30 protein-coding genes and 1 pseudogene are annotated in these 23,226 nt (G+C 66.7%); 14 read left to right on the top strand and 17 right to left on the bottom strand.

What is annotated here, in order from left to right:
* Window positions 1-40: 40 nt before the first annotated feature.
* The 7 genes from FS320_RS12665 to FS320_RS12635 all read right to left on the bottom strand — a co-directional run bounded on the left by FS320_RS12665 (window position 41) and on the right by FS320_RS12635 (window position 3,841).
* Window positions 41-244 carry a hypothetical protein gene (locus tag FS320_RS12665; RefSeq protein ID WP_152712011.1) on the bottom strand — a complete coding sequence of 68 codons (204 nt, stop codon included), beginning with the start codon at window positions 242-244 and terminating at the stop codon, window positions 41-43.
* A 76-nt stretch (window positions 245-320) separates the two neighbouring features.
* Entirely contained in the window at window positions 321-935 is a 615-nt protein-coding gene (locus FS320_RS12660) for a hypothetical protein (protein WP_152712008.1), read from the bottom strand.
* Entirely contained in the window at window positions 932-1,216 is a 285-nt protein-coding gene (locus FS320_RS12655) for a DUF6634 family protein (RefSeq protein ID WP_342211957.1), read from the bottom strand. Before FS320_RS12655 ends, FS320_RS12660 begins: the two co-directional genes overlap by 4 nt.
* A gap of 440 nt (window positions 1,217-1,656) precedes the next feature.
* Window positions 1,657-2,589, bottom strand: coding sequence for an HIRAN domain-containing protein (locus FS320_RS12650; protein WP_152712004.1), 933 nt, complete (start codon window positions 2,587-2,589; stop codon window positions 1,657-1,659).
* 95 nt (window positions 2,590-2,684) lie between these two features.
* Window positions 2,685-2,969: a hypothetical protein gene (locus tag FS320_RS12645; RefSeq protein WP_152712003.1), complete on the bottom strand. Its 285-nt coding sequence runs from the start codon at window positions 2,967-2,969 to the stop codon at window positions 2,685-2,687.
* The gene (locus tag FS320_RS12640; RefSeq protein WP_152712001.1) at window positions 2,966-3,370 is read right to left on the bottom strand and encodes a hypothetical protein; all 405 of its coding nucleotides are present in this window, start codon (window positions 3,368-3,370) and stop codon (window positions 2,966-2,968) included. The genes FS320_RS12645 and FS320_RS12640 overlap by 4 nt, the downstream gene beginning before the upstream one ends.
* A 252-nt stretch (window positions 3,371-3,622) precedes the next feature.
* Window positions 3,623-3,841 carry a hypothetical protein gene (locus FS320_RS12635; RefSeq protein ID WP_152711999.1) on the bottom strand — a complete coding sequence of 73 codons (219 nt, stop codon included), beginning with the start codon at window positions 3,839-3,841 and terminating at the stop codon, window positions 3,623-3,625.
* A gap of 136 nt (window positions 3,842-3,977) precedes the next feature.
* Between FS320_RS12635 and FS320_RS12630 the strand changes: the two genes are divergently transcribed.
* The 10 genes from FS320_RS12630 (at window position 3,978) to FS320_RS12585 (ending at window position 14,327) form a co-directional block, all read left to right on the top strand.
* Window positions 3,978-4,337 (top strand): DUF6634 family protein, encoded by a 360-nt coding sequence (locus tag FS320_RS12630; protein ID WP_152711997.1) that lies wholly within the window; start codon window positions 3,978-3,980, stop codon window positions 4,335-4,337.
* A 169-nt stretch (window positions 4,338-4,506) separates the two neighbouring features.
* Window positions 4,507-5,193: a hypothetical protein gene (locus FS320_RS12625; RefSeq protein WP_152711995.1), complete on the top strand. Its 687-nt coding sequence runs from the start codon at window positions 4,507-4,509 to the stop codon at window positions 5,191-5,193.
* Between the two features lie 516 nt (window positions 5,194-5,709).
* The gene (locus tag FS320_RS12620; RefSeq protein ID WP_152711993.1) at window positions 5,710-6,273 is read left to right on the top strand and encodes a hypothetical protein; all 564 of its coding nucleotides are present in this window, start codon (window positions 5,710-5,712) and stop codon (window positions 6,271-6,273) included.
* Window positions 6,248-6,520, top strand: a complete 273-nt coding sequence (locus tag FS320_RS12615) for a hypothetical protein (RefSeq protein ID WP_152711991.1) — start codon at window positions 6,248-6,250, stop codon at window positions 6,518-6,520. The genes FS320_RS12620 and FS320_RS12615 overlap by 26 nt, the downstream gene beginning before the upstream one ends.
* 308 nt (window positions 6,521-6,828) lie before the next feature.
* Window positions 6,829-8,157, top strand: coding sequence for a DNA cytosine methyltransferase (locus FS320_RS12610; RefSeq protein WP_152711989.1), 1,329 nt, complete (start codon window positions 6,829-6,831; stop codon window positions 8,155-8,157).
* 161 nt (window positions 8,158-8,318) lie between these two features.
* Window positions 8,319-10,889: a heavy metal translocating P-type ATPase gene (locus FS320_RS12605; RefSeq protein ID WP_152711987.1), complete on the top strand. Its 2,571-nt coding sequence runs from the start codon at window positions 8,319-8,321 to the stop codon at window positions 10,887-10,889.
* Between the two features lie 17 nt (window positions 10,890-10,906).
* Complete coding sequence (gene cueR / locus FS320_RS12600; RefSeq protein ID WP_152711985.1) at window positions 10,907-11,395, top strand: Cu(I)-responsive transcriptional regulator; 489 nt, start codon at window positions 10,907-10,909, stop codon at window positions 11,393-11,395.
* A 32-nt stretch (window positions 11,396-11,427) separates the two neighbouring features.
* On the top strand, window positions 11,428-12,798 hold the full coding sequence (locus FS320_RS12595; RefSeq protein WP_152711983.1) for an adenylate/guanylate cyclase domain-containing protein: 1,371 nt from the start codon (window positions 11,428-11,430) through the stop codon (window positions 12,796-12,798).
* A 159-nt stretch (window positions 12,799-12,957) separates the two neighbouring features.
* Window positions 12,958-13,935, top strand: coding sequence for a Vgb family protein (locus tag FS320_RS12590; protein ID WP_152711981.1), 978 nt, complete (start codon window positions 12,958-12,960; stop codon window positions 13,933-13,935).
* The gene (locus FS320_RS12585) at window positions 13,932-14,327 is read left to right on the top strand and encodes a c-type cytochrome (RefSeq protein WP_202882854.1); all 396 of its coding nucleotides are present in this window, start codon (window positions 13,932-13,934) and stop codon (window positions 14,325-14,327) included. Before FS320_RS12590 ends, FS320_RS12585 begins: the two co-directional genes overlap by 4 nt.
* A 65-nt stretch (window positions 14,328-14,392) precedes the next feature.
* Here the strand turns inward: FS320_RS12585 and FS320_RS12580 are convergent, their stop codons facing one another.
* From FS320_RS12580 to FS320_RS12550, 8 genes and pseudogenes are all read right to left on the bottom strand, one after another.
* Window positions 14,393-15,019: a class I SAM-dependent methyltransferase gene (locus FS320_RS12580; RefSeq protein ID WP_338105280.1), complete on the bottom strand. Its 627-nt coding sequence runs from the start codon at window positions 15,017-15,019 to the stop codon at window positions 14,393-14,395.
* A 139-nt stretch (window positions 15,020-15,158) separates the two neighbouring features.
* Window positions 15,159-15,620: an EF-hand domain-containing protein gene (locus FS320_RS12575; protein WP_152711979.1), complete on the bottom strand. Its 462-nt coding sequence runs from the start codon at window positions 15,618-15,620 to the stop codon at window positions 15,159-15,161.
* A 123-nt stretch (window positions 15,621-15,743) separates the two neighbouring features.
* Entirely contained in the window at window positions 15,744-16,355 is a 612-nt protein-coding gene (locus FS320_RS47015; RefSeq protein WP_202882855.1) for a class I SAM-dependent methyltransferase, read from the bottom strand.
* 138 nt (window positions 16,356-16,493) lie between these two features.
* Window positions 16,494-16,820: pseudogene (locus tag FS320_RS50720) on the bottom strand (DUF411 domain-containing protein); the annotation flags it as partial.
* Between the two features lie 301 nt (window positions 16,821-17,121).
* On the bottom strand, window positions 17,122-17,580 hold the full coding sequence (locus FS320_RS12565) for a DUF6691 family protein (protein ID WP_152711974.1): 459 nt from the start codon (window positions 17,578-17,580) through the stop codon (window positions 17,122-17,124).
* 3 nt (window positions 17,581-17,583) lie between these two features.
* Window positions 17,584-18,009: a YeeE/YedE family protein gene (locus tag FS320_RS12560; RefSeq protein ID WP_152711972.1), complete on the bottom strand. Its 426-nt coding sequence runs from the start codon at window positions 18,007-18,009 to the stop codon at window positions 17,584-17,586.
* Between the two features lie 244 nt (window positions 18,010-18,253).
* Complete coding sequence (locus tag FS320_RS12555) at window positions 18,254-18,730, bottom strand: hypothetical protein (protein ID WP_152711971.1); 477 nt, start codon at window positions 18,728-18,730, stop codon at window positions 18,254-18,256.
* Between the two features lie 45 nt (window positions 18,731-18,775).
* Entirely contained in the window at window positions 18,776-19,054 is a 279-nt protein-coding gene (locus FS320_RS12550) for a PepSY domain-containing protein (RefSeq protein ID WP_152711969.1), read from the bottom strand.
* A 131-nt stretch (window positions 19,055-19,185) separates the two neighbouring features.
* Between FS320_RS12550 and FS320_RS12545 the strand changes: the two genes are divergently transcribed.
* The 3 genes from FS320_RS12545 to FS320_RS12535 are packed head-to-tail and all read left to right on the top strand — an operon-like array spanning window position 19,186 to window position 21,520.
* Window positions 19,186-19,497, top strand: a complete 312-nt coding sequence (locus FS320_RS12545) for a PepSY domain-containing protein (RefSeq protein WP_152711967.1) — start codon at window positions 19,186-19,188, stop codon at window positions 19,495-19,497.
* Window positions 19,497-20,165 carry a response regulator transcription factor gene (locus FS320_RS12540; protein WP_152711965.1) on the top strand — a complete coding sequence of 223 codons (669 nt, stop codon included), beginning with the start codon at window positions 19,497-19,499 and terminating at the stop codon, window positions 20,163-20,165. Before FS320_RS12545 ends, FS320_RS12540 begins: the two co-directional genes overlap by 1 nt.
* Window positions 20,162-21,520, top strand: coding sequence for a sensor histidine kinase (locus tag FS320_RS12535; protein ID WP_152711963.1), 1,359 nt, complete (start codon window positions 20,162-20,164; stop codon window positions 21,518-21,520). Before FS320_RS12540 ends, FS320_RS12535 begins: the two co-directional genes overlap by 4 nt.
* Window positions 21,521-21,531: 11 nt before the next feature.
* Here the strand turns inward: FS320_RS12535 and FS320_RS12530 are convergent, their stop codons facing one another.
* The gene (locus FS320_RS12530; RefSeq protein WP_152711961.1) at window positions 21,532-22,116 is read right to left on the bottom strand and encodes a cytochrome b/b6 domain-containing protein; all 585 of its coding nucleotides are present in this window, start codon (window positions 22,114-22,116) and stop codon (window positions 21,532-21,534) included.
* Window positions 22,117-22,120: 4 nt separating this feature from the next.
* A complete protein-coding gene (locus FS320_RS50200) occupies window positions 22,121-22,549 on the bottom strand; it encodes a PepSY domain-containing protein (RefSeq protein ID WP_338105281.1) in 429 nt (142 codons plus the stop codon).
* Window positions 22,550-22,594: 45 nt separating this feature from the next.
* Here FS320_RS50200 and FS320_RS12520 point away from each other — a divergent pair, with 45 nt between their 5' ends.
* On the top strand, window positions 22,595-23,101 hold the full coding sequence (locus FS320_RS12520; RefSeq protein WP_152711959.1) for a cytochrome b: 507 nt from the start codon (window positions 22,595-22,597) through the stop codon (window positions 23,099-23,101).
* Window positions 23,102-23,226 lie beyond the last annotated feature (125 nt).

The following is a 23,226-nucleotide window of genomic DNA, read 5'->3' as shown; positions in this document are numbered from 1 at the left end:
CTGGAATCCGGGTATCCGTGACTTTGACCCGGTGACGGGCTCACTCCTGCTCCTCGGGCTTTCTCCAGCGCGTGAGCCGCCTGGCGGGTCCCAATCGCCGGAGGGTGATCCGCCTGGGCGGGTCCGGCGCCACGAAGCCCATCTCGTCGAGGGCCTCCCCAAGCGTCTTGGCCTTCGTGACCGGGGCGGGTTCGGGCGGCTCCGGCCTTTCCGGGTTCTCTGGCTTCCCTGGCTTCCTTACCACGTTCGTGCCTCCTGATCCCAGCCATGACGTCCTGGCGGATGTCGTCCCTGTAGCGATCCCATGGTTACCTCCTCCGTCAGCCGGGGTCGCTCGGGCGCAGCGGCGGCACTCCCGGCCACGCGTCCCCGAGCAGCCACAGCAGGAGCGAGCGGCCATGGTATCGGGCGGTGTCGTCGAGATCCCCGACGGATCCAGGTCGCGGCCGTCCCGAGAGCGGCACGAATGCGTCGTCCGCCGCGACCGTGGCGAGCCAGCCCAGCGCGGCCCAGGCGAGCGTGATGTCGGCGAGCGTCGGCTGCTGGTCCGTCCCGGCCGCCGCCACGAGGGCCGACACCGCGTCACAGGCAACGGCAAGCCGGGAAGCCGGGTCTCCGAGGACTGCCCGGTAGAGCCGGCACCGGAGGCGCCCGCTCCGGTCGTCTTCCGGCAGCGCGTCCATCAGGATGCCGACGTGTCCGGCGAGCTCGGCGTCGGAGATGTCCGCGTTCCCCACGGCATCGAGCAGGGATTGGGCGGCGGGCCGTGCCTGCTCCGGGCCGTGGGCCGCCTCGTATTTGGCGAAGGTGACGATGTCCAAAAGGAGGTTGTCGCCGAGGAACGGGTACAACCTAAGCAACTCGTCGGCCGTCGGGATGGCGCGTCCGATCATGATGTGCCTGGTGCGGACGATGTGCTCGTCGATCTCTGTCATGACAGCACCGTCTCCTCGTGGACGGTCTCGAAGGGGCGCCCAAGACGGTACCAGCGGCTGAGGGTGCGCGCGCAGGAGTGGTCCTCCGACAGAAGCCACAGGTCCGACGTCCGGATCGGGCGCCCTTTGCCGGGGAGCGTGGGATGCCCGGCGACGCCGCCGACGAGGCAGGTCACCGGGAACTCGCCCCGGACCCAGTAGTCCAGGACAGGCGCGTCCTTCAGCATCCCGTCCTCGGTCGGGATCGCCCCGGCCCTGAGCGCCTTGAGGTCGGCGAGCAGCTTCTCGAGCCCCTGGATCGTCTCGTCGACGTCGCGGCGCGGCCGTCAGCCCCTCGGCCCGGCTCAATGTGAACATGTGTGGCGTCCTCTTGCTGTGACGCCGAGCTATATGAACGAGAAGCGAACCCCTGCCCGGAAGGGATTTGGGGGTATGGTTACCGTATCCCCGGGAAACACAGGATTCGTTGCACGATCCTGCGTGGCCATCAGGTGGCGAGTAGGACGTCGTCCGGCGGCTGGCCGTGTGCAGGTCCGCCGCCAGCACGATGCGTTCGTCGACAACCCGTCAGACCCTCGACGGCGGCGCGGGGGAGGCGGACCCCACCTGCCCCCTGGAGAGCCTGACCAGCCCTTCCGACACCATTCTAGGATTACGTTCTTACGGATTCAGCCCCGTACAGACCAAAGTCGGGACTACCGAGGGCAATCCCCTACCGCCGTCAGGCATTGAATTCGTAGCCGTAGCCCGGCTCGCCGTCGGCCCCTTCAATGCGGGCGTCGAGATCCCTGAGGAACCCGGCGACGACGCTCGGGGTCATGGCCACAGGCCGGGTCTGCTCGTAGGCGTAGAGCTTGTAGGTGACGCGCCCCTTCCGACGGTGGCCGTAGGAGATCCAGGCCCACGGCTCGGCCTTCCCGGGCACGCTGCGGCCGTGCTCCCGCCACACGTTCTTGGTGGCTAGGCAGGGCGGCACCTGATCCCACCAGCCGTAGGTGACGCCGCGCTCGGGCGGCGCCTGGTCGAAACCCGCGGGCAGCTCGACCCCGATGTCCGGGGCGATGGGCAGGAGGGCCTCCACTGCGTCACGCAGCCTGCGGAGGCGGTCCCGCTGGAAGACGATCGCCTCCAGCTTCGCGCGGGCCTCGATGGCGCAGTCGCGACGAGCCGCCTCGGTGGAGCGCTCCCCCTCGTAGTAGGCCCAGCGGGCGGCCCATTCTTGCCGCTGCTGCCTGATCTCGACCGACTTACGCTGCCGCTCGGCGGGAACGGCCTTCCCGACGAGGAGGAGGCTCACAGACCAGGCCTCCCCCGATCCCGACGAGAGCGCATACCCCCTCAGGTCGCGGCCGGCATCCATGGCCGGGGCGATCCCCGCCGCGAGTTCGCGGGGGAGATGGCCGAGCTGGTACTGGCCGTTGTGGTAGAGGACTTGGACCGCGTTCCGATCCTTCGGGTTCTGGGGCTGTCGCACGAGCTGGACGCGCTCCCACGGCTGCGGCCGGAGAACCTCGCCAGTGAGCTCGTCGACGTCATCGTAGGCGTAGTATTGCAGGCCCGCGATCGGGGTCTCGCACCACGACGAATCCGGCCTCTCGCCAAGGGTGGCGAGGACTTCCTCAATGGTCAGAAGATCGGCTTCACACTGCTCCATGTCATCCCCCTCATCTACGTAGGCACGCGGCGCCTCTTACCCGCGCCTGAGGGAGGTCGTGACAGTCTTCTGTCGAGAGGAGGAGCGGGACATCGCTAGTCCCCGAGGCTGCCGTAGAGGAGGACGCCGCCGCTCCGGGCCGGATGGATTCTGACGCCCGTCAGCCCCATCCGATCGGCAGCCGCGCGGGCCTGCTCCGCCGACCGCGCCTGAACCCGGACGCTCACGGGTCCGGCGTTCGGCAGCTCGTCCGACTTGCGACGTAGACGGGCGATCTCCTCGGCGGCCCAGCGCGTGCCGCGCTCGCGGATTTCGGCTTCGACGGCCGCGACGTCCGCCGCGTCCTTCGCCACCAACCCATCGAGGATTCGAGTGATCATGCGGGCCTCCCCGGGGTGCCGATCCCCTCGATCAATTCGGCCACGAATTCATCAGAGGCCCGCCCGACGCCGCGGACCCACGCATGGTGCGCGACAGGCTGGGTCTCGATCCCGTAGGGGTTCGACGGACCAGGCCGCTTGTTCCTGATGTCGTCGGAGTAATGCCAGGCGTGGGTCTCGTCGTAGCCGCGGCGCTCGGCACGCTCCGAGAGGGCTGCGAGCTCGCCGATCCGGCGCATGACGTAGTCGAACGTGAAGGTGTCGCAGCCCGCATCGTCGGTCGCCATCTTCACGGCTTCGGCGAGGAATCGCTGGGGCATCGGATCGCTCGCGGCCCACTCTTTCAGATCAATGCCGAGGCGAAGGACCATTCGCTCGACGCTGCATTGGACACTGGTCATGACGCCTCCGTTGCGGATTGGGGGTCCACAGGGGAGGGCGAAGCCCACCCCCTGGCCAGCGGTAGTGCGGTAGCACTACCAATTGCTGGGGGGTTCTGGCTACGTGATCCCCCTGCAAGGAAGGATTCCGCGGATAGGCCGCCGGCGGAAATGCCGGACCGCACGTCACCTCAAATTAAGCTGAGTTGCCCACGCCCCGAGCGAGTTTATCGAGATCCGATAAACTCGGGTAAGGTCCCTATAACTCGACGCCTATCGCCTCCCGAGGGGGTGCAGCTCGGCCTCAAGGAGGGCCTCCACAACCTCCTCATAGGATCGAGAGACGAGGATCCGACGGGCACCGACCACGACGATGCACTCGCTGCGCATGCCGTCGACGTCCGAGACCTCGATCCGGGAACTCGCCGGGACCAAGTGCCTCCGCCCCTCGTCGTCGACCACCTCGATCCAGCCGCGGCCCACCCGTCTCACGACCTCCTCCATGACCACCTCCGCCTACGAACAAACGAGGAACATATGTCGCAGGTTGGCTCTCCGGGAATCCCTCCTGAAGAGCCATCCCCGGGACCCACAGGACCTGCTACGAGGGTGTCGAGGAGGGACCACGATGTTGAGACTGACGCGGGATGGCAGCCTGGAGGCCACGACGGGAGAGCTGATCGATGACGCGATCGGGAGGCTGGAGCGCCTCACGGCGGACCTGGAGGCCCTCCGTGACGGGGCCGTCCCGACCGAGGCCGATATACTCCGCGACGCGCCTGGCCTCGATCAGTGGAGCGTCGCCGCGCTCGCCGTCCCCTGCCTGGTCGGACGGACGTGGGGGCACCCCACGCTGCCCGGCACGGGGCGCCCGATCCGCACCTCCGACATCTGGGTCATGGCCGAAGACCATGGGGCTGTGCGGACTATCTCCCGGCAATACCGTCTCGGTCGTCCGGCCGACCAGGCCGAGACGGCGCTCTCCTGACGGAGCGCTCGGTCTCGATCTCGGTGAGCAGTTGCCGCTCCCGGAGGGCGAAACGACGGGAGGCGATCCGGAACCCTAACCAGGCGAGCACGGCCAGGACCAGGATCGTCGCCGGGGCGATGACAAGGGTGAAGATCTCGGCAGGGTTCATGCTGGTGCAGGTAGTGCGATGGACGATGATGACGACCAGTTCGAGGACGCACTCCGCCGAGTCCGGGCGACAGGCTCCATGGGCCTCGCGCCGCGCCCGTCTGTCCTTGAGGATCTGATCGGAGACACCGTGCCGAAGCACCCGACCAATTCGTGGCGGTTCTTGGCCGCCGATCCTTGGATGCCCCTGGAGGCCGACATGAGCGATGGACGGGATGCGATGGGCGACGGGGACGAAAAGGAGACCTTCGGGGAAGCCCTCCGTGAGATGGGCTGGACGCCGACGACGGTGTACCGCCGCCGGCTCATCCGCCGAGGGCAGCCATTCAACAGTGCGATCGCCGAGGCCGACGCCATCAAGAACGAGATCCTCCGGCGGGCCGGGGGCTACCTCGAGGAGGCCCTGGCGGCCGACTGGCTCTGCATGGACGTCGCCGAGCTGCGCCAGCACGTCGAGGCAGGCGACCTGCTCGCGGTCGAGTGGGACGGGCGCCTGGTGGTCCCTGCCTTCCAGCTCCGGAACTCGATGACGGTTCTGCGGGTGCGTGAGATCCTTGCCATGATGCCGATCCGCGCGCCATGGATGCGGTTGGAGTGGTTCGTGACACCCGACGACGCTCTTGGCGGGCTGACCCCTTTCGAAGCCTTCCAGGCTGGCCGGGAGGCGGAGGTCCGAGAGCTCGCGCGAGGCCACGGTGCGGACTAGCCGCGCCGCGTCACCAGATCCAATGGCGGAGCTCTACCAAGAGACCCGTCATTGCCGCCATGAAGCTTGTCAGGCCAGCGAGGATCAGCAGGAACTTGGATTGATCGGAAGGCACGGACGCGGTTCTCCATTAAGGAAAGGAATCAGCGTCCGCGTGGGATTTCTTATGTGCGAACTTTCCCACCCCTTGGTCAACATCCAGTTTCGGATGCCCGCTCGCATTGGCACAAAGCTGAGCCCACCCCGGGCCCGGCCGAGGTGGTGCTCATCACTTCTGTAAGGCTTACAGAACCCGGCCATCGGCCTTTCCCTCATCCTCGACGTGCTGGACCTGCACGGGGAGGACGCATAGGCAACAACGGGACGTTTACTCCCTGCGGCTATATTCGAGACAGGCCGCGTAGCGTATCAGGCTGAGGCAACACGGAACCCCGTTCGGCTCTACCCCGGGTGGGGTTTCTGCATGGGAATCCTTGAGACGGAGTTGGTTCTTTTCAGCGGGGATGCCTTGCCTTTATGGTCTGGCGCTTCTTCGGAAGGGATCAACGAATGAAGGATAGGCAGGAGCGGCTAGATGCGCTCGCAAACGCACTCACGGCTGAAGACGAACTAGGGGCTGCCATCCGCGGCCATCTTTACGTTGAGCATGAGCTGAACGAGTTCATCAAGGCGAGGCTGCCTGCGGAAGCCTTCGAGGCTCTAACAGCGGTGAGGTTCGAGTACGATAAGAAGATCACGCTCGCCGTGTCTCTCGGGCTTCCCTCCGAGTTCAAAAGTCCTTTGCGAAAGATGGGCGAGATCCGCAATGCCTTCGCGCATGACCTCAGTGCGTCACTGGAAGAAAAGAACGTGGGCTCTCTGTTCCAGGCTTTCGATGCGGACATGAAGGAGATTACGCAGAAAAGCTACTCCAAAGCATTCAAGAAGATGCCCAACACGGGGCGGCCCAAAGACGTCAATAAGTTGGAGCCCCGGGACAGGTTTTCCTTGTACGTGATGCATCTCTGGTCGCTCCTCTACTACTTCAACCTGCCTGACGAGGAAGAAAGCCAGGATGAGGAATCCCCGCCGGTCCTATGACGAGAACGGGAACGAGATCCGGCCCATGGATCTCGCCAGCATGCGGGAGCATGGCGCCCGGTCGGTCATGGCCATCTGCCAAAGGCATGGCTGCGGGCATGAATCCTCTATCAACGTGGAAAACTGGCCGGATGACATGCCCGTTCCCGACGTCGGGTTGAAACTCAAGTGCTCCAAGTGCGGGAGCAAGGACATCAAGACCATTCCCGATTGGTCGGATCGGGAGCCGCTGATGGGGCTGCGGTGAGCGGATGCTGAGCCGATCCGTTCTTCAAGTTGGGGCTGCGCCGATCCGTTGACATCTTCCATTGGGGAATGGGATTCTGGTCGGAGACATTTGCTCAGTGCATGAGCGTGGTCGACGGCGATACTGCTACCTAGGTTGTGCAGCGGCAAAGTCCCGTGTCCGTTGCCGCTCATCGAACTGGACGAGATGTTAATCCAATGTCGTGAAATCCTTTAACTACCTGCCCAAAAGCCTGGACAGAACTGCGGCAGGCGTGCATGAGCCCGCGGGAATGATCGTGAAGGAAATTCACGACGGGGCAGATTATCATGCGAGTTGTCGAACTGTTCTGCGGTGCAGGAGGAATGGGCCTCGGTCTGAAGCGGGCAGGGTTCAGGATTGTCCGGGCCTACGACGAGTCACGCCCAGCCTTGGCGGTGCATCGAGCCAACCTGTCGCCGAGGCTTGCGCTGGTACCCGGCCACACCCACACCTGGGTTGGTGATCTTGGCGACCTCGTGCGCGCGGCCCCCGGCGTCGCCGTGCTCGCGCCTGACCTGATTGCCGGGGGCCCGCCGTGCCAGGAATTCTCGCAAGCCAACCGCGACCGCCAGGAAGGGGATCTCGCCGACCTGACGACGGCCTTCGCGATCATCGTTGCCACCTCCCGGCCGCGGTACTTCATCATGGAGAACGTCCGTGGCGCACGAAAATCCGCTGCCTACCGACGGGCACGGGTCGTCTTCAAGCGAGCCGGGTACGGCTTGACCGAGACCATCCTGGACGCGACCCGCTACGGCGTGGCGACGACACGCAAACGACTGTTCCTCATCGGCTGCCTCCACGAGGTCGATGGTTTCCTCGCCGACCACCTGAAGGCAGCGAGCGACAAGCGGAAGCTCTGTGTCTCTGATGTCTTGGGAGCGGAGTTCGGTCTCAATGTCGGTGACGGCCGCGGAAATCTCTATTGGTTCGCACCCGGTGGCGAGGGTAGCCCCGGGACGCGGCGTACGGATCGGCCCTGTCCGACTATTACGAGTTCGAGTCCATGGGCGCCGGGCGAAGATTACGTGCCGCGCAAGGGCGATGTCGCCGACGTTCGCAGGCTGCCCGTTCCTACGCTGGACCAGTTCGGCTGGCTGCAAGGATTCCCCAAGGACTGGAGCTGGGACGCATGTGGCGGGAAGACGAACATTGGACAGATGATCGCCAACAGCGTGCCGCCTCCGGTTTCCGAAGTAGTCGGTAGGTGCATTCTGGCTCATGCGAGGGGCGAGCGTCCGGACGTCGACCATCAGTTCCCGCCCTACTTCGACCGATGGCTGAAGGAACAGGACTACCCCATACGCAGGCTCTACGACCTCAAGGCGGCATTCCGGACGGTGCAACACCATCTCGGAGCAGCGGCCACCGGTCCGCTTGAGACGGCGCTTGGGTTGCTCGACCGCGCGTCGGTAATGGCCGACGCCTCACCCCAGAGGCGATCCAACCTACGCAAGGCGCTTTGCCTTCACGCCGAATGCGTCGACGAGTTCATTCGGGACCGGCGTCCCCCGTTCGATGGTCGGGTCCGCCGGCGGCGTTCGGTTGCCACACAGGACGACGTCGGCCTCGCCGAGGAACCAGTACACGGCGACCGACCGGGTGAATCGCCATAAGGACTCCTCAGCGGGTGATCCAGCCAGGAGCATTCATGTCCCGATGAAAGCACCCGGACCCCGTAAGCGACGAGGCCCTCGCCGGCTTGAAACGGCCGCTTGACCTTCCCACTGTTGGAAGGATTACACCTCAGCCAATGCTTCCGGGTAGGAGTTCCGAAATGGCTGTGAAGGAGTTGGCCAGGCAAGGCCTGACGGTCGAGATTCCCGTCCAGGGAATGACCTGCGCGTCGTGCATCGGCCGTGTCGAGAAGGCAATCCGGCGGATCGAGGGCGTCACCGCCGCCAACGTGAACCTGGCGACCGAGCGCGCCAGCGTGTCGTTCGGTTCCGCGGATGGCGATCCGCAGGCAGTCGTCGAGGCCATCCGCGACGTCGGCTATGAGCCAATGCCCGCCACCGTCGAGCTGAAGATCTCCGGCATGACCTGCGCCTCCTGCGTCGCGCGGGTCGAGAAGGCCCTGAAGCGCGTGCCCGGCGTCGTGAATGCCGCGGTCAACTTGGCGACCGAGCGTGCCACCGTGCGGCTCTTCGGCTCGGCGGAGGCGGTGGGCCGCCTCGTCGCGGCCGTCGAGGCGACCGGCTACGAGGCCGAGGAGGTCCGCGTCGGCGTCGATCGCACCGATGAGGAGCGCGCCGCCCGCGAGGCGGAGATCGCGTCCCTCCGGACGTCCCTCGTCATTGCCGCCGTCCTCACGCTTCCGGTGTTCGCCCTGGAGATGGGATCGCACTTCGTGCCGGGGGTGCACGAGTGGATCATGGCCACCATCGGGCACCGGGAGAGCTGGTACCTCCAGTTCGCCCTCACGACGCTCGTCCTGTTCGGTCCTGGCCTGCGGTTCTTCCGCAAGGGATTACCTGCTCTGCTGCGCCGCGCCCCGGACATGAACTCGCTCGTGGCCCTCGGCACCGCGGCGGCCTACGGCTACTCGGTCGTGGCGACGTTCGCGCGGGGCATCCTGCCTGCGGGTACGGCGAACGTGTACTACGAGGCGGCAGCCGTCATCGTGACCCTGATCCTGCTCGGGCGCTTCCTCGAGGCGAAGGCCAAGGGACGCACCTCGGAGGCCATCAAGCGCCTCATGGGCCTGACGCCGAAGACGGCCCGCGTGGTCCGCGAGGGCAGCGTGGTCGAGATCCCGCTGGCGGAGGTCCGCACGGGTGACCTCGTCCAGGTCCGCCCCGGCGAGAAGGTCCCGGTCGACGGCGACGTCGTCGAAGGCTCGTCCTACGTCGACGAATCCATGATCACGGGCGAGCCCGTACCCGTGCAGAAGGCCGAGGGTGCCCCGGTCGTCGGCGGCACGATCAACAAGACGGGCAGCTTCACGTTCCGGGCGACCAAGGTCGGCGCCGACACGGTGCTGGCCCAGATCATCCGCATGGTCGAGACAGCCCAGGGGTCCAAGCTGCCGATCCAGGCGCTCGTCGACAAGGTGACGGCGTGGTTCGTGCCCGCCGTGATGGCCGCGGCCGCCCTCACCTTCCTGGTCTGGCTGGTGTTCGGTCCGGAGCCTGCCTTGAGCTTCGCCCTCGTGAACGCGGTCGCCGTCCTGATCATCGCCTGCCCGTGCGCGATGGGCCTGGCGACGCCGACCTCGATCATGGTCGGCACCGGCCGGGCGGCCGAGCTCGGCGTCTTGTTCCGGCAGGGTGAGGCCTTGCAGGGTCTGGGCGATGTACAGATGGTGGCGCTCGACAAGACGGGCACCCTGACCAAGGGACGTCCGGAGCTGACCGACCTGATCGCTGCCCAAGGATTCGGCGAAGCCGAGGTGCTGGCGCTCGTCGCGGCCGTGGAGACCCGGTCCGAGCATCCCATCGGTGAGGCAATCGTCGCGGCGGCCACGCACCGGGGACTCGAATTGGCATCTGTGGAAGGATTCGAGGCCGTTCCCGGCTTCGGAATCACGGCGACGGTCCACGGCCGGAAGGTCGAGGTCGGGGCGGACCGCTACATGGAGCGGCTCGGTCACCCGATTACGGCGTTCGCGTCGGCGGCATCCCGTCTCGGCGACGAGGGCAAGAGCCCGCTCTACGCCGCCATCGACGGCCGGCTCGCGGCGGTCATCGCCGTGGCCGACCCGATCAAGCCGTCCACCCCGGAGGCGATCGCGGCCCTGCACCGCCTCGGCCTCAAGGTGGCGATGGTCACGGGCGACAACCGCCGCACGGCGCAGGCCATCGCCCGTCAGGTCGGGATCGATGAGGTCATCGCCGAGGTCCTGCCCGACGGAAAGGTCGCCTCGGTGAAGGAGTTGCAGGCCGGCGGACGCCGCGTCGCCTTCGTCGGCGACGGCATCAACGATGCCCCGGCTCTGGCGGCGGCCGACGTGGGTCTCGCCATCGGCACGGGCACGGACGTGGCGATCGAGAGCGCCGACGTGGTGCTGATGTCCGGCGACCTGCGTGGCGTGCCGAACGCGATTGCCCTGTCGAAGGCCACGATCCGCAACATCCGGCAGAACCTGTTCTGGGCCTTCGCCTACAACGTGGTGCTGATCCCCGTGGCCGCGGGCGCGCTGTATCCGGTCAATGGCACGCTGCTGTCGCCGATGATCGCGGCGGGGGCGATGGCGCTCTCGAGCGTGTTCGTCCTGGGCAATGCCCTGCGCCTGCGCGGGTTCAAGGCGCCGGTCGGCTCGGACACGACATCCGGCGCAGCCGCGCCCGCTCCCCGGCTCGCCCGGGAGAATGACGAGCGTGGTCCGCCACGGCGGGCCATCCACTGACCTGAGGAGGATTTGTGATGAACATCGGACAGGCAGCGGAGGCCTCAGGCGTCTCGGCCAAGATGATCCGCTACTACGAGTCGATCGGGCTGATCCCGAAGACGGTCAGGACCGAGGCCGGGTATCGGGTGTACTCCGGCAACGACGTCCACACGCTCGGCTTCATCCGGCGGGCGCGCGACCTCGGCTTCTCCGTCGAGCAGATCGGGGAACTCGTCACCCTGTGGCGGGATCGGGACCGCGCCAGCACGGACGTGAAGCGGATCGCCCTCGAGCACGTCGACATCCTCGAGCGGAAGGCACGGGAGTTGCAGGAGATGGCTGCCACCCTCAGGCATCTCGCGAAGCACTGCCACGGTGACGAGCGGCCCGAGTGCCCGATCATCGACGGACTTGAGGGCGGCCACGATGCGGGATTGATCGACATCCACTCGTCCCCGCAGTTCGGAGCCGTCGGCCTCCGCTCCACACGTCGGGGCACCGCGCCGAAGAGGGTGCGCAACTAGCCAAGGAAGTGGAACGAGGTGAGGACGTCCGAATGATCAAGTTCGCCGGTGCGGTGCCATTCCTGGGCAAGTTCGGAGCCGCGCCCCTGCCGGATCGCGTGGCCGCCTCCCTGCGCCTCAAGGAGCAGGAAGGATTGCGCCTAGCCGCCAAGGTTCGCATCGTGCTTCTCGCCGTGGCCTTCGTTTGGCTCGGGCACGACCTGTTCCACGTCGGCTGGGCCGCCGTGTTCAACCTCGCGGCCGTGGGAGCCGTCCTCGCCTCCGGTTTGGCCGAGTTCGCGATCCTGAAGCGGCACCGCCATCCGCGCGGCATCGCCATGGCGTTCGCCCTGCTCGACAGCGTGATCCTCGGCGCCGTCCTGGCCCTGCCCAACCCCTGGCTCGAAGGCACGATCCCGGTCACCGTGACCCTCAAAGGGGGCCTGGTCCTCTGGTTCGTGTTCCTGCTGGCCCTGCGCACCTTTGCCCTCGATCCCCTCCTGCTGCTGTGGTCCGGAGTCTGTGCGGTGCTGGGCTGGTCCATTCCCCTCGCCGTTGCCGCCCTCGACCCCGGCATCCACATCGGCGTTCCGAGCATGTCGGGGAGGCTCGTCGCGAACGCCGTCGAGGCGTTCCGCGATCTCGCCTTCGTGCATATCGGGCAGTGGTACACCGAGGCCCTCGTGCTGCTCCTGGTGGCGGCGGCGCTCTCGGCCGCGGTCGAACGCTCACGCCGCCTGGCGCTCACCCGGGCCAGTGCCGAGCGTCGGCAAGCCAACCTCGCCCGCTACTTCTCGCCCCGGGTCGTGGAGCGGCTTGCCCGTTCCGATCAACCGTTCGGCGGCGACCGGCGGCAGGAGGTGGCCGTGCTCTTCGCCGACATCAAGGGCTTCACGACACTGTCCGAGCGGCTGGCTCCCGAGGAGGTCATGCAGCTCCTGCGTGGGTTCCATGCCCGGATGGAGGAGATCGTCTTCGCCCATGGTGGCACCTTGGACAAGTTCATCGGCGATGCCCTCCTGGTCACGTTCGGGGTTCCCGATCCCGCGCCGGACGATGCCGCCCGGGCGCTCGCCTGCGGCCGGGCCATGCTGGCCGAGGTCGGACAGTGGAACGGCGAGCGCGCGCGCAACGGCCAGGACGTCCTCGGAATCGGCATCGGCCTTCACTACGGCCCGGTTGTCATGGGTGACCTCGGCTCCGAGCGCTCGATGGCGTTCACGGTCGTCGGCGACACGGTCAACACGGCCAGCCGCCTCCAGGGCATCACGCGTGAGCTGGGCTGCCGGATCGTCGCCAGCGAGGCCTTCATGGCAAGGACTCGCGAGGCGGCAGGTGACCTGTCCGTCGTCGATTCCTTTCGGTCCGTCGGCCCTCGCGTCCTGAGAGGCCGCAGTGCCCCCATCGAGATCTGGTGCGGGTAGGCGGGCGACGCTGGCCCTGGCCTGCGGATCATGGACTCACGAATTCTTGTTGGCCGCTGCAATCCCGGTCAGCGCCGGGTGTCCTAATTCAAACTGACACTCGTGAAATGGTGATCCGATTCCGGAGCATGGTTTCCGGCAGATCAGGAGGACCCCGCCATGTTATCGGCTTGCCGCGGTACCATCGCCCTCTTGGCTTTCTTCGCGCTTGCCGCATCGGGATCCGCACAGCAGTCGCAGCAGGTCTTTCCGCTGCCCGAAGGTGCCTATCCGCACGACGTGGCACCCGCTCCGGATGGCAAGGTCTGGTACTCCGCCCAGCGCAATGGCGCCCTCGGCATCCTCGATCCGAGCACGGGCCAGAGTCGAGAGATCAAGCTCGGGCCGAAGTCGGCACCGCACGGCGTGATCCAAGGCCCCGATGGCGCGGCCTGGCTCACCGACGGCGGACAGAACGCCATCGTGCGCGTCGATCCTCAGACCGAGAAAGTAACGGCCTGGAAGCTTCCCGACGAGACCGGCTACACCAACCTGAACACCGCCGTGTTCGACAAGGACGGCGTTCACTGGTTCACGGGGCAGAATGGGTTTTACGGTCGGCTGAACCCGCGGAGCGGCGAGCTGAAGGTGTGGAAGGCGCCGCGTGGCCGTGGTCCCTATGGCATCACGGCCACGCCGGAAGGCGATGTCTATTACGCCTCGCTCGCCGGCAACCACATCGCCCGCATCGACAAGGCGACGGGCGAGGCGACCGTGATCGAACCGCCGACGAAGGGTCAGGGCGCCCGCCGCGTCTGGTCTGACTCGAAGGCGCGGATCTGGGTCTCGGAGTGGAACGCCGGTCAGCTCGGACTGTACGATCCGAAGGCGAATAGCTGGCGGGAATGGAAGCTGCCCGGCGACAAGCCGCAGGCCTACGCCGTCTATGTCGACGACAGCGACATCGTCTGGGTGTCCGACTGGGGCGCCGACGCCATCCTGTCCTTCGATCCGGCCACCGAACAGTTCACGAGCTATCCGATGTCCGAGGCCGACGCCAACGTGCGCCAGATCCTCGGCCGGCCCGGCGAGGTCTGGTTGCCGGAATCGGGCGCGGACCGGCTGATGGTGATCCGCACGGCCCGGCGGTCGCAGTGATCCGGAAGCCGTTCCCGTCGGCTGCCCTTCTGCTTGGGTTGGCCATCACGGGCGCTCTGGCTGACGGTGGTGATCCGGTGCGGGGCGAGAAGGTGTTCCAGTACTGCTATTCGTGCCACTCCGTGCAGCCGGACGAAATCAACCTCCAAGGCCCGAACCTGCACGGGATCGTCGGCCGCAGGATCGCGTCGCAAGAGGGGTTTTCCTATTCCCCTGCCCTGCGCGGCTTCGCCCAGGAGGAGGACCGCTGGAGCGAAGCCCTTCTGGACCGTTATCTCACCGCCCCGTACAAGCTCGTTCCGAAGACCAGCATGGCCTTCCCTGGTATCGAGGCGCAGGATGAACGCGCCGATCTGATCGCGTATCTGCGTTCAATGGGCGAACACCTGTGAGAATCAGGCTGCCAGCAGTGAGGCACGGCCTCGTCTCAAAGACAGTTAGCCCCGGCCTCACACCTTCAGCCGTGGCGCCGCTGGCAGCGGGTGAACACAAACCGCTGCCGCCCTCCTGACGGAGTCTGATGATCCTCCTCAAACGTCTCAAGGAGGTCGAAAACAGGCCCGAGAAGGGGGGCAATCGCGTCTTGGTTAGCGCGCAGGACGGGCAGTCCGCTGCACCGCTCGGGCCCGCCCGGAGCGAAGCCCGAGATCAGGACGAAGCCGCCTGGTTTTACAGCCTGCCTGACAGCGTCCGCATAGGCGGCCCGGTCCCGGTCCTGCGTCAGGAAGTGCAGGACGGCCCGGTCATGCCAAAGGTCGACGGTAAGGTCGGGCTGCCAAGCTGTGAGATCGGCCACGATGAAGCGGACCGCAAGCCCCTTGTCACCAAGGCGTGCCCTGGTCCTCGCCAAAGCGGTGGCCGAGATGTCGAGCACGGCAATGTTGGCAAATCCCTCCTCGAGAAGGGCGTCAGGCAGGTGGGAGCACCCTGCCCCGACGTCGAGGATTCCTGCGGCCTTGGGAAGGCCGCAGGCGCGGATCAGGCGCAGGGAGGTTTCCGGCCTCACCTGGAACCAGCTCACCGCCTCTTCGTCCTTGGTCGCGAAGATCTTGTCCCAGTGCTCCTGCCGCGTGTCAGACATCATGGACCTCCCGGAAGGATTGGAGGGGATGCAGGCTCTGATCAGTCGTAGACTTCGGCCCTCGGGGAGAAGGAACGCCTGATCTGCGGCGGGGACGGTCTTCGCCGTCCCCGCCGCCCAAGCGGCGATGCGCTGACACGAGCTACTCCCGCATGAAGGCCTGGATCTCCTCGGGCGTCGCCTTGCCGTCCTTGTCGGCGTCGACCCTGTCGAAGATCCGCTTGTGAATGGCCATCACCTCATCGAAGGAAAGCCCGCCGTCGCCGTTCGCATCGGCAATGGCAAGGAAGATCTTCATCGGCGCGGGGCCGGGCATGCCCATCATGCCGCGTTCCATCGTCCCTTGGCCCATCATCCCGGGCTGCATCATGCCGCACATCATGGCGGGCTGCGCGGGCGGCATGGAAGTGGACTGCCCGGCCTGTGCCCCTTGGCCCTGGCTCATCCTGCCCGGCCCCATCATGCCGGGCGGCTGCATCGCCTGTGCGAGCGTCATCCCGGGATGGTGTGGGCCGGCCTCGGTGGTCTGCGCGCTGGCCGCCGTCGTCATGCCGGCGGCAATCATCATGGCCAAGGCGGCTGTGCGTGACAGTGTGGTCATCATCGTGGGTTCCTCCTTGTCTTCAGGCGCTCAACGGAGCGCGTCGGTGACATCGGTGGTACGGCTTCGCCCCCAACCAATCGGGTCTTTGACCTCTTCTTGCACTGCCTTCCCGGCAGCATCTGCTCAGGTGCCCTTCGCGCTCCCTTCGTAGAGGAACGTGAAGGGCTTCGGCCCGGGCGCATAGCCCGTCCGCAGATCGTCTATCTTGAACCCGGCCGCCGTGATGAGATCCGCGATCGGCCGATTGAGATGGCAGCCCCCGGCGAGCGGCCGCCAGGCAGGGGTCAGCCAATCCTGGAGGTGCACGACCCAGCGATCGGGTGCGCGGCCGTGCTCGACGAACAGGAGTTCGCCACCGGGCCTGAGCACGCGCCGCATCTCGGCGAGCGCCGCACGAGCGTCCGGGATCGAGCACATCGTCCACGTGGTCACGACCGTGTCGACGCTGCCCGCGTCCAGCGGGATCGCCTCGGCCGATGCCGGCAAAAAGGAGACCGTCCTGTTGGCTCCCGCCCTCCGCGATGCCAATTCGAGCAGGGGCTGGGAAGGCTCCAGGCCGATGATCTCGGTCACGCTCGAATCGTAGAACGGCAGATTTAGGCCGGACCCGATGCCGACTTCGAGCACCCGGCCGCGGGCTGCCCCGACGACGCGTCGGCGATAGCCGACAAGCTCCTCTTTCCTCATTGCCCGGTCGATAAGGCAGGGCAACACGACGTCGTTGTAGAACCCCATCCACTTCTCCCGTGTCGCCACCAAGGCAGGTTCGCGGTTCATCAGGCCTCCCGGGCGCCCCAGTAGCGCGCGATGGCCCGACGGCCCGAACAGGATCACCTCGTAGGTGTCAGGCTCCTTGTCTTCGACCTCCATGCCGGGAACGGCCAGCCCGGTGGCCCGGGGCTTCTCCGAAAGCTGGCGCCTGATGGCCGGGGCTGGCACGTGCCCGTCGACCACGTAGCCGGCCATCTCGCCCGTATGGCAGGCCGCGAGTGGCCAGGGTACGCCCAACCGCGTCTTTACGTGGTTGATCTCGCTGGTCTCGATCACCGCGAGCGGGAACCTGGCCTGCTTCAGGTGGTCCACCCAGCCGGGGGAACAACCGCAGCTCGGATCCTTGGTGACTGTCACCTTCGATAATCCCTTGGCGGCCGGAAGCGGCCCGCAAGGGCGGCTCCGGCCAACCCTGCCCGTAGGGTGCATGCGAACGCGTTGCCCATTACGCTCTCTGTGTTTCGGCAATGGGATTGGTGAACATGATATGCCTCATCGGAAGAAAACGTATTTCACGAGCGCCGTGATCACGAGGAGCACCCCGACGAGGCCCACGAGCCCGAACAGGCCCGTGCCCCACATCATCTCCCCGCCCATCAGGTCGTGCATCGTGACGTCCTCCTCACGTCGTTACTCGGCGGCAAGCTTGGATTCCCGGGCCAGGGCATCGTCAGCCATAATAGGCCCGGCATCCGCCTTCCCTGGAATCCCGGTCTTCATGTCTTGAGCCTCATCCGTCTATCCGGGAGGCCTCGCGCCGGAAGGTAACCCGAGGCCAGTCCGCAGGAACGAGGCGGAAAATGGACATGCCGAGGATCATTGCGGCTACAAAGACGAAAACTTTGGTTGGACCGAACGTCAGGCCGACCAACGCTGGCCCCGGGCAAAGGCCAACGAGGCCCCAGCCGATACCGAACAGGGCAGCCCCGCTAATAAGGGGAGCGTCAAGGTCGCGCCGGGTTGGGATCTCCAGGCCCGGGGCCAGCACAGGCATGCCGCGGCGCTTGGCGATCAGGTAGCCCAGCGCCGACACCGCGACGGCGCCGCCCATCACGAGAGCAAGGCTCAGGTCCCAGTTGCCGAAGATGTCGAGGAAGCCGAGCACCTTGGCCGGGTTGACCATCTGCGAAACAATCAGCCCGAGGCCGAACAGCAGGCCGGAGACAAAGGCGGAGAGGATCACGGGCATGGTTTACATTCCGATGACGTGACGGGTCAGGAAGACGGTGCCGATGGCGGTGATCATGAACACGGCCGTGGCAGCGAGCGAGCGCGGCGAGCCGCGGCCGATGCCGCAGACGCCGTGGCCGCTGGTGCAGCCCGCCCCCAAACGAGTGCCGAAGCCGACGATCACCCCTGCCAGGGCCAGCACAGGCAGCGAGGCGTCGAGGATAACCGTCGGCAGGGTTCCGCCGAACGCCACGTAGACCAAAGGTGAGATGAACATCCCGGCCAGGAAAGCGAGGCGCCAGCCGATCTGGCCACGCTCGGGTGGGATTAGACCACCGAGAATGCCGCTGATGCCCGCAATACGCCCATTCAGTACTAGGAACAGGGCTGCGGATGCGCCGATGAGAAGGCCGCCAATGAGGGCGGACACGGGGGTGAAGTTTTCCATAACCGACTCCAATCAGGTGGACCTACCGATCTTGGCCCGCTTGCAGGACAACTCATAGAGACTGCCGAAGAGCTGCCCGATGCCTGTGCCGGCGGGGCGATGCCAGATCGTCCGGATCTCGCGCCGGGTCGTGACGATGCCCTCATCTCCATCTTGGCGATGCTGCGACTGGACGGATTGCGACAGCCGAGGTGATCGGAGGCGGCCTGGGATGGCCGGCCCCGGCCCTCGGTGTCGCGGTCGGTCATCGATGCCCCAACGGTTTCCAACCTGGATGATCGAAGTGCTCGCCATAGGCGTCCAGGGCCTGCACGATCGCCAGAGCGCCTTGCTCCCGGCCGGCTTCCCATTTCATGACGTAGATCCCGTCCATGACCTGCGCCAGCGCCAGATGGAGCTGGACGTCGGCCTGCTCAGGCAGCTTGCAGTTCGTCACTACGTCGTCGACCTGCTCTTGGATCCTGTCGGCGAGCGCGGAGAACTCGGCCGCGCCATACCCTCCCGCATGGATCATCGGCCGGGCGGCGTCGACGGCATCGCGGATCCGGCCCATCCCGGTCCGCAGGGCCTCGTCCGTCTGCCACTTCCGGCCGTTGTCGAGGTACATCTCCATGGCGTGCCCGTCGGGTCCGTGCGGAGCCGCCGCGGAAACGGCTCCGTGAAGCCCGACCGTCAGTCCGAGCGCGACCAGGGCGGCGGCAAGGGATTTGTTGATGATCATGATCGGATCTCTTTCGTCGTTCGATTGATTTCCATGGGTTTCCGTTCAGCGAAGCCGCGCCTGGACAAGCTCGCCTGTGGCCCGGGCATACAGGACCTGGATCGGGAAGCCGCTGTCGTTCACCGCCCGGACCTGGTAGCAGCCGTGCTCGGCCTCGATCCGTCCCACGCGATAGCCGAGTCCCTCCAATCCCTTGCTCACCTCGCTCGCGGCGACGCTCTGGCCCTTTGTGGCCGGAGCGCAGCGGCTGCCGGAACCGTCGGCCAAGGCCGGGACGGCGAGCCCCGCCGTGAGAAGGGCTGTTGTCATGATGATCGCGCGCATGTCGGTCTCCTGTTGTCCTGATCCGAACGGCGTGTCCGGATCGAAGGGGACGACATTAGCGAGGGGCCGCTTTCGGCCTGCTGTTGATCCATGTCAGCGAACTGTCAGGTGCGCGGGGGCATTCTTGCCCCATGAGCAAGACCCGCCGCGACATCGTCGTCCTCGGCCTCGCCGCAGCTCTGCTGCCGTCCGCCGCCGTGGCGGATCGCGAGCGCGATTCCGACCGAGCCCGCCGCGCCGTTGAGCGGGGCGAGGCGCTCGCCCTCACCGAGATTATGACACGGGTGCGTTCCGACCTCGGCGGCGAGGTCGTCGGGGTTGAGTTCGAGCGCAAGCACGACCGATGGGTCTACGAGTTCAAGGTGATCGATCCGGCCGGGCGCCTGTGGGAGGTCTATGTCGATGCCGCCACGGCTACGATCCTCAAGCGGGAGGGCCACTGATGCGCATTCTGCTCGTCGAGGACGATGCCCGCATCGCCCGCAAGGTCGCAGGCGTCCTGACGGACGCGGGCTATGCCGTCGATCATGTGTCTGATGGCGAGGAGGCCTGGTTCCGCGGCGACACCGAGGACTACGATCTCGTCGTGCTCGATCTCGGCCTGCCGAAGATGGACGGCCTTGCCGTGCTGAAGCGGTGGCGCGGGGCAGGACGCGACCTGCCCGTCTTGATCCTCACCGCGCGGGGTGCCTGGGCGGAGCGGGTCGAGGGCATCGATGCCGGCGCCGATGACTACCTCGCCAAGCCGTTCGCGATGGAGGAGTTGCTGGCCCGGGTGCGGGCGCTCCTGCGCCGGGCCGTCGGCCGGGCCGCGCCGGTCTTCATGTCAGGTCCGGTCGCGCTCGACACCCGGAGGATGCGGGTCACGGTCGACGACATTCCCCTCAATCTCTCTCCTCTCGAATACCGCTGCCTGAGCTACCTCATGCACCATGCCGGGCGGGTCATCCCCCCGACCGAACTGATGGAGCATCTCTATGCCCATGACCACGACCGCGATCCGAATGCACTGGAGGTGCTGGTCGGTCGCCTGCGCCGCAAGCTCAGCGTCGACCTGATCGAGACCCGCCGCGGCTTTGGCTACCTCGTGCCGGAGTCCGCTTCGTCATGAGGCAGGGCTCGCTCAGGCTGCGCCTTCTCGCGGTTGGCGCGGCCTCCGTGGTCCTCGCCCTCGCGCTGGCCGGCTTCGGCCTGCTGCTCCTGTTCGAGCGCCATGTGGAGCGGCGCATGGTGGCCGAACTCGGCTCGCACCTCAACCAGCTCGTGAGCAGCCTCGCCCGGGCGGCGGACGGCACGCTCGAGGTCGGCACCCCTCCTGCCGAACCGCGCTTCCTCCAGCCGCTGAGCGGTCTGTACTGGCAGGTCACCGAGGAGGGGGCCGGAACCGTGTTGCGGTCGCGCTCGCTTTGGGATGCGACACTGGACTTGCCGATCGATACGCTGACCACCGGAGAGGTTCATCAGCACACGATCCCCGGTCCGGGCGGCGCCTCGCTGCTGGCGGTCGAGCGCCGGATCGCCCTGCCGGCCAGTCTCGGCGGCGGGACGGTCCGCGCCGCGGTAGCCCTCGACCGCGCGGAGATCCATGCCGCAGGCCTGGCCTTCGCCTCCGACCTGGTTCCGTCCCTCGTCCTTCTCGCGGCCTTCCTGATCGCCGCTGCGTGGGTCCAAGTCGGTGTCGGCCTGCGCCCGCTCGATGCGGTGCGCCGTCGGCTCGCGCAGGTCCGCTCCGGCGAGACGGCCCGCCTGGGAGAGTCCTTCCCGGACGAGGTCCGGCCGCTTGCCGCCGAGGTCGACCACCTGCTCGACGAACAGGAGAAGGCCATCGCCAGGGCAAGGGCACGCGCCGCCGACCTGGCTCACGGCCTGAAGACGCCGCTGACTGTCCTGAGTGCCGATGCGGAGGAACTCCGTGCCCGCGGGGACACCCGCCTTGCCGACGAGATCGAGACCGTCACCGCCGGCATGCGCCGTCACGTCGAACGCGAACTCGTGCGGGCGCGGACAGGCCTCCGGGTGCGGTCGGGGCCAGCCCAGCCGATCCGCCCGGTTGTCGAGCAGGTGGTGGGCGTGCTCCGGCGGACCCCGCAGGGGCAGAAGCTGTCGTGGGAGGTCGACGCCATGGAGAGTCTCGGGGTCCGAATGGATGCCCAGGACCTGTCCGAGATCCTCGGCAACCTGGCCGAGAACGCAACTACCTGGGCGGCCGGCATGGTCCGGATCGAGAGCAGACGGGACGGCAATGCCGTAGTGCTTCGGATCGAGGACGATGGTCCAGGGGTGCCGGAGGACCGGGTCGATGCCGTGCTCGCCCGCGGCGGGCGGTTGGACGAGACCCGCCCCGGCACCGGGCTGGGCCTTGCCATCGTCGGGGACCTGGTGGAGGCCCATGGCGGCTCGCTGTCCCTGCGGCGCTCGTCGCTCGGCGGCCTTCTGGCGGAGGTCCGGCTGCCGGACCCGACCTGATGCAAGCGCACTCAGGATGCCCGCTTGCGGCCCGTGATCATCGCCTTCACGAGGTTCTCGCCGTGCTCCAGGCCGGAGAGGACGACGCCCGTCACGTGCAGGACGATGAGTCCGATCGTGGCGTAGGCGAGCCCCTCGTGAAGTGTCTCGACCCACTCGGAGCCCCAGAAAGCATCCGTGGTCATGGCGAACCCGGTGGCCGCGATGCCGACAAGCATGACGAGCAAGACCACGACCATGGCGCCGCCCGCGGGATTGTGCCCGAGATGGCGCGGTGCCTTCCGTCGCACCGCCTGGAGCAGGTACGTCATGATCGCCCGTGGCGAGCGGACGAAATCGCCGAACCGCGCGTGGCGGGGGCCGATGAGGCCCCACACGATCCGCAGTGCCACGAGAGCCGCGATGGCATAGCCGATGCGGACGTGCAGCCACTCGATCTCGTCCCCGGTCACGAAGGCGATGGTGAACAGTCCCACGAGGCTCCAGTGGAAGAAGCGGATGAAGGGATCCCAGACACGGACGGTCCTTTGGGATGAAGAGGCGGCTGCCGCCGGCATCACGCCGGCGGCCTCGACCGCGGATTTGTTCGCGGTCATGACGTCACTCCTTGGCGACGATCTCGCCCGAGGTGGGGTCGACGAACAGCTCCGTGCGGGCGTTGTTGGGGTCGAGAGCGTAGATCTCGCCGCAGGCCTTGGCGATCTTGGCCTTCTGGACCTTGTAGCCCTGGGCCTCGGTCTTGGCCTTGAGGGCCTCGACCGAAAGCCACTGACTCTGGGGCGCCGTGGTGCATGGGCGTCCGAGGCTGCTCGCCTGGGCCGGGAAGGCGCCGACGATGCCGACGGCGGTTGCAAGGACGATGATGGTGGTGCGCATGAGTTTCTCCTGTTGCGTCCGGGCGTGAGTGGAGGCGCCTGGAATGCCGGGAGAGTGGCGCACGCCTGCTGTCAGGTTGCTGTGGAAGGCTGTCAGCGAGATGACAGGTTGGACGGCGTAAAGACCGGCTCTGCTGAAAGATGGATTGAGCATTCCGGCTCAAACCCGCCGCCCGGCCCGTACGGAAGGACGCCACCGATGCCCCGGTACTCGAAAACCCTCATCATTCTCCATTGGGCCACGGCCCTGCTGGTTGTCGCAGCCTGGTTCACCTCTGAGGGCGGGCGGCACGTTCGGGAAAATCCGCCCCTGCTGCACTTCTCCCTTGGCCTGGCCGTGCTGATGCTCGTGATCCCGCGCCTCATTGCCCGGCTGATGGGCGGCGCACCGCGCGTGGAGGACACCCAGGGTCCTTGGCTCAACCTGGCGGCCAAGATCGGCCACACCGTCCTGTACGTGTTCCTCATCGGCCTGCCGCTGACCGGATGGTATGCCGCCTCGCGCCTCGGCGTTCCGATCTCGTTCTTCGGCCTCGGCCTTCCCGCTCTCGTCAGTCCGGTGCAGGGTGCGCCCGGCTTCCTCGCGGAGGTGCATGAGACCGGCGGCATCGTGATTCTGTGGCTCGCCGGACTGCACGCCCTCATCGCCTGCTGGCACCAGTTCGTCATGCGGGATGGCACGTTGCGGCGCATGAGCCCGGTCTAGAGCGCGTTGACATTCATTTGGTCCAGATGAACGCGCTGACGAGGCAAAGGATTGACATAAACGCCCGTGGGGTCTGTTCGTAGCGCGTGGCGATGCGTCTGAAGTGCTTGATTTTCAGGAAGAAG

This window comes from Microvirga tunisiensis, assembly GCF_009296175.1.
GTDB classification, from domain to species: Bacteria; Pseudomonadota; Alphaproteobacteria; order Rhizobiales; family Beijerinckiaceae; genus Microvirga; species Microvirga tunisiensis.
Note: the sequence above shows the minus strand (reverse complement) of the source record. Positions and strands in the feature narration are given on the sequence as shown.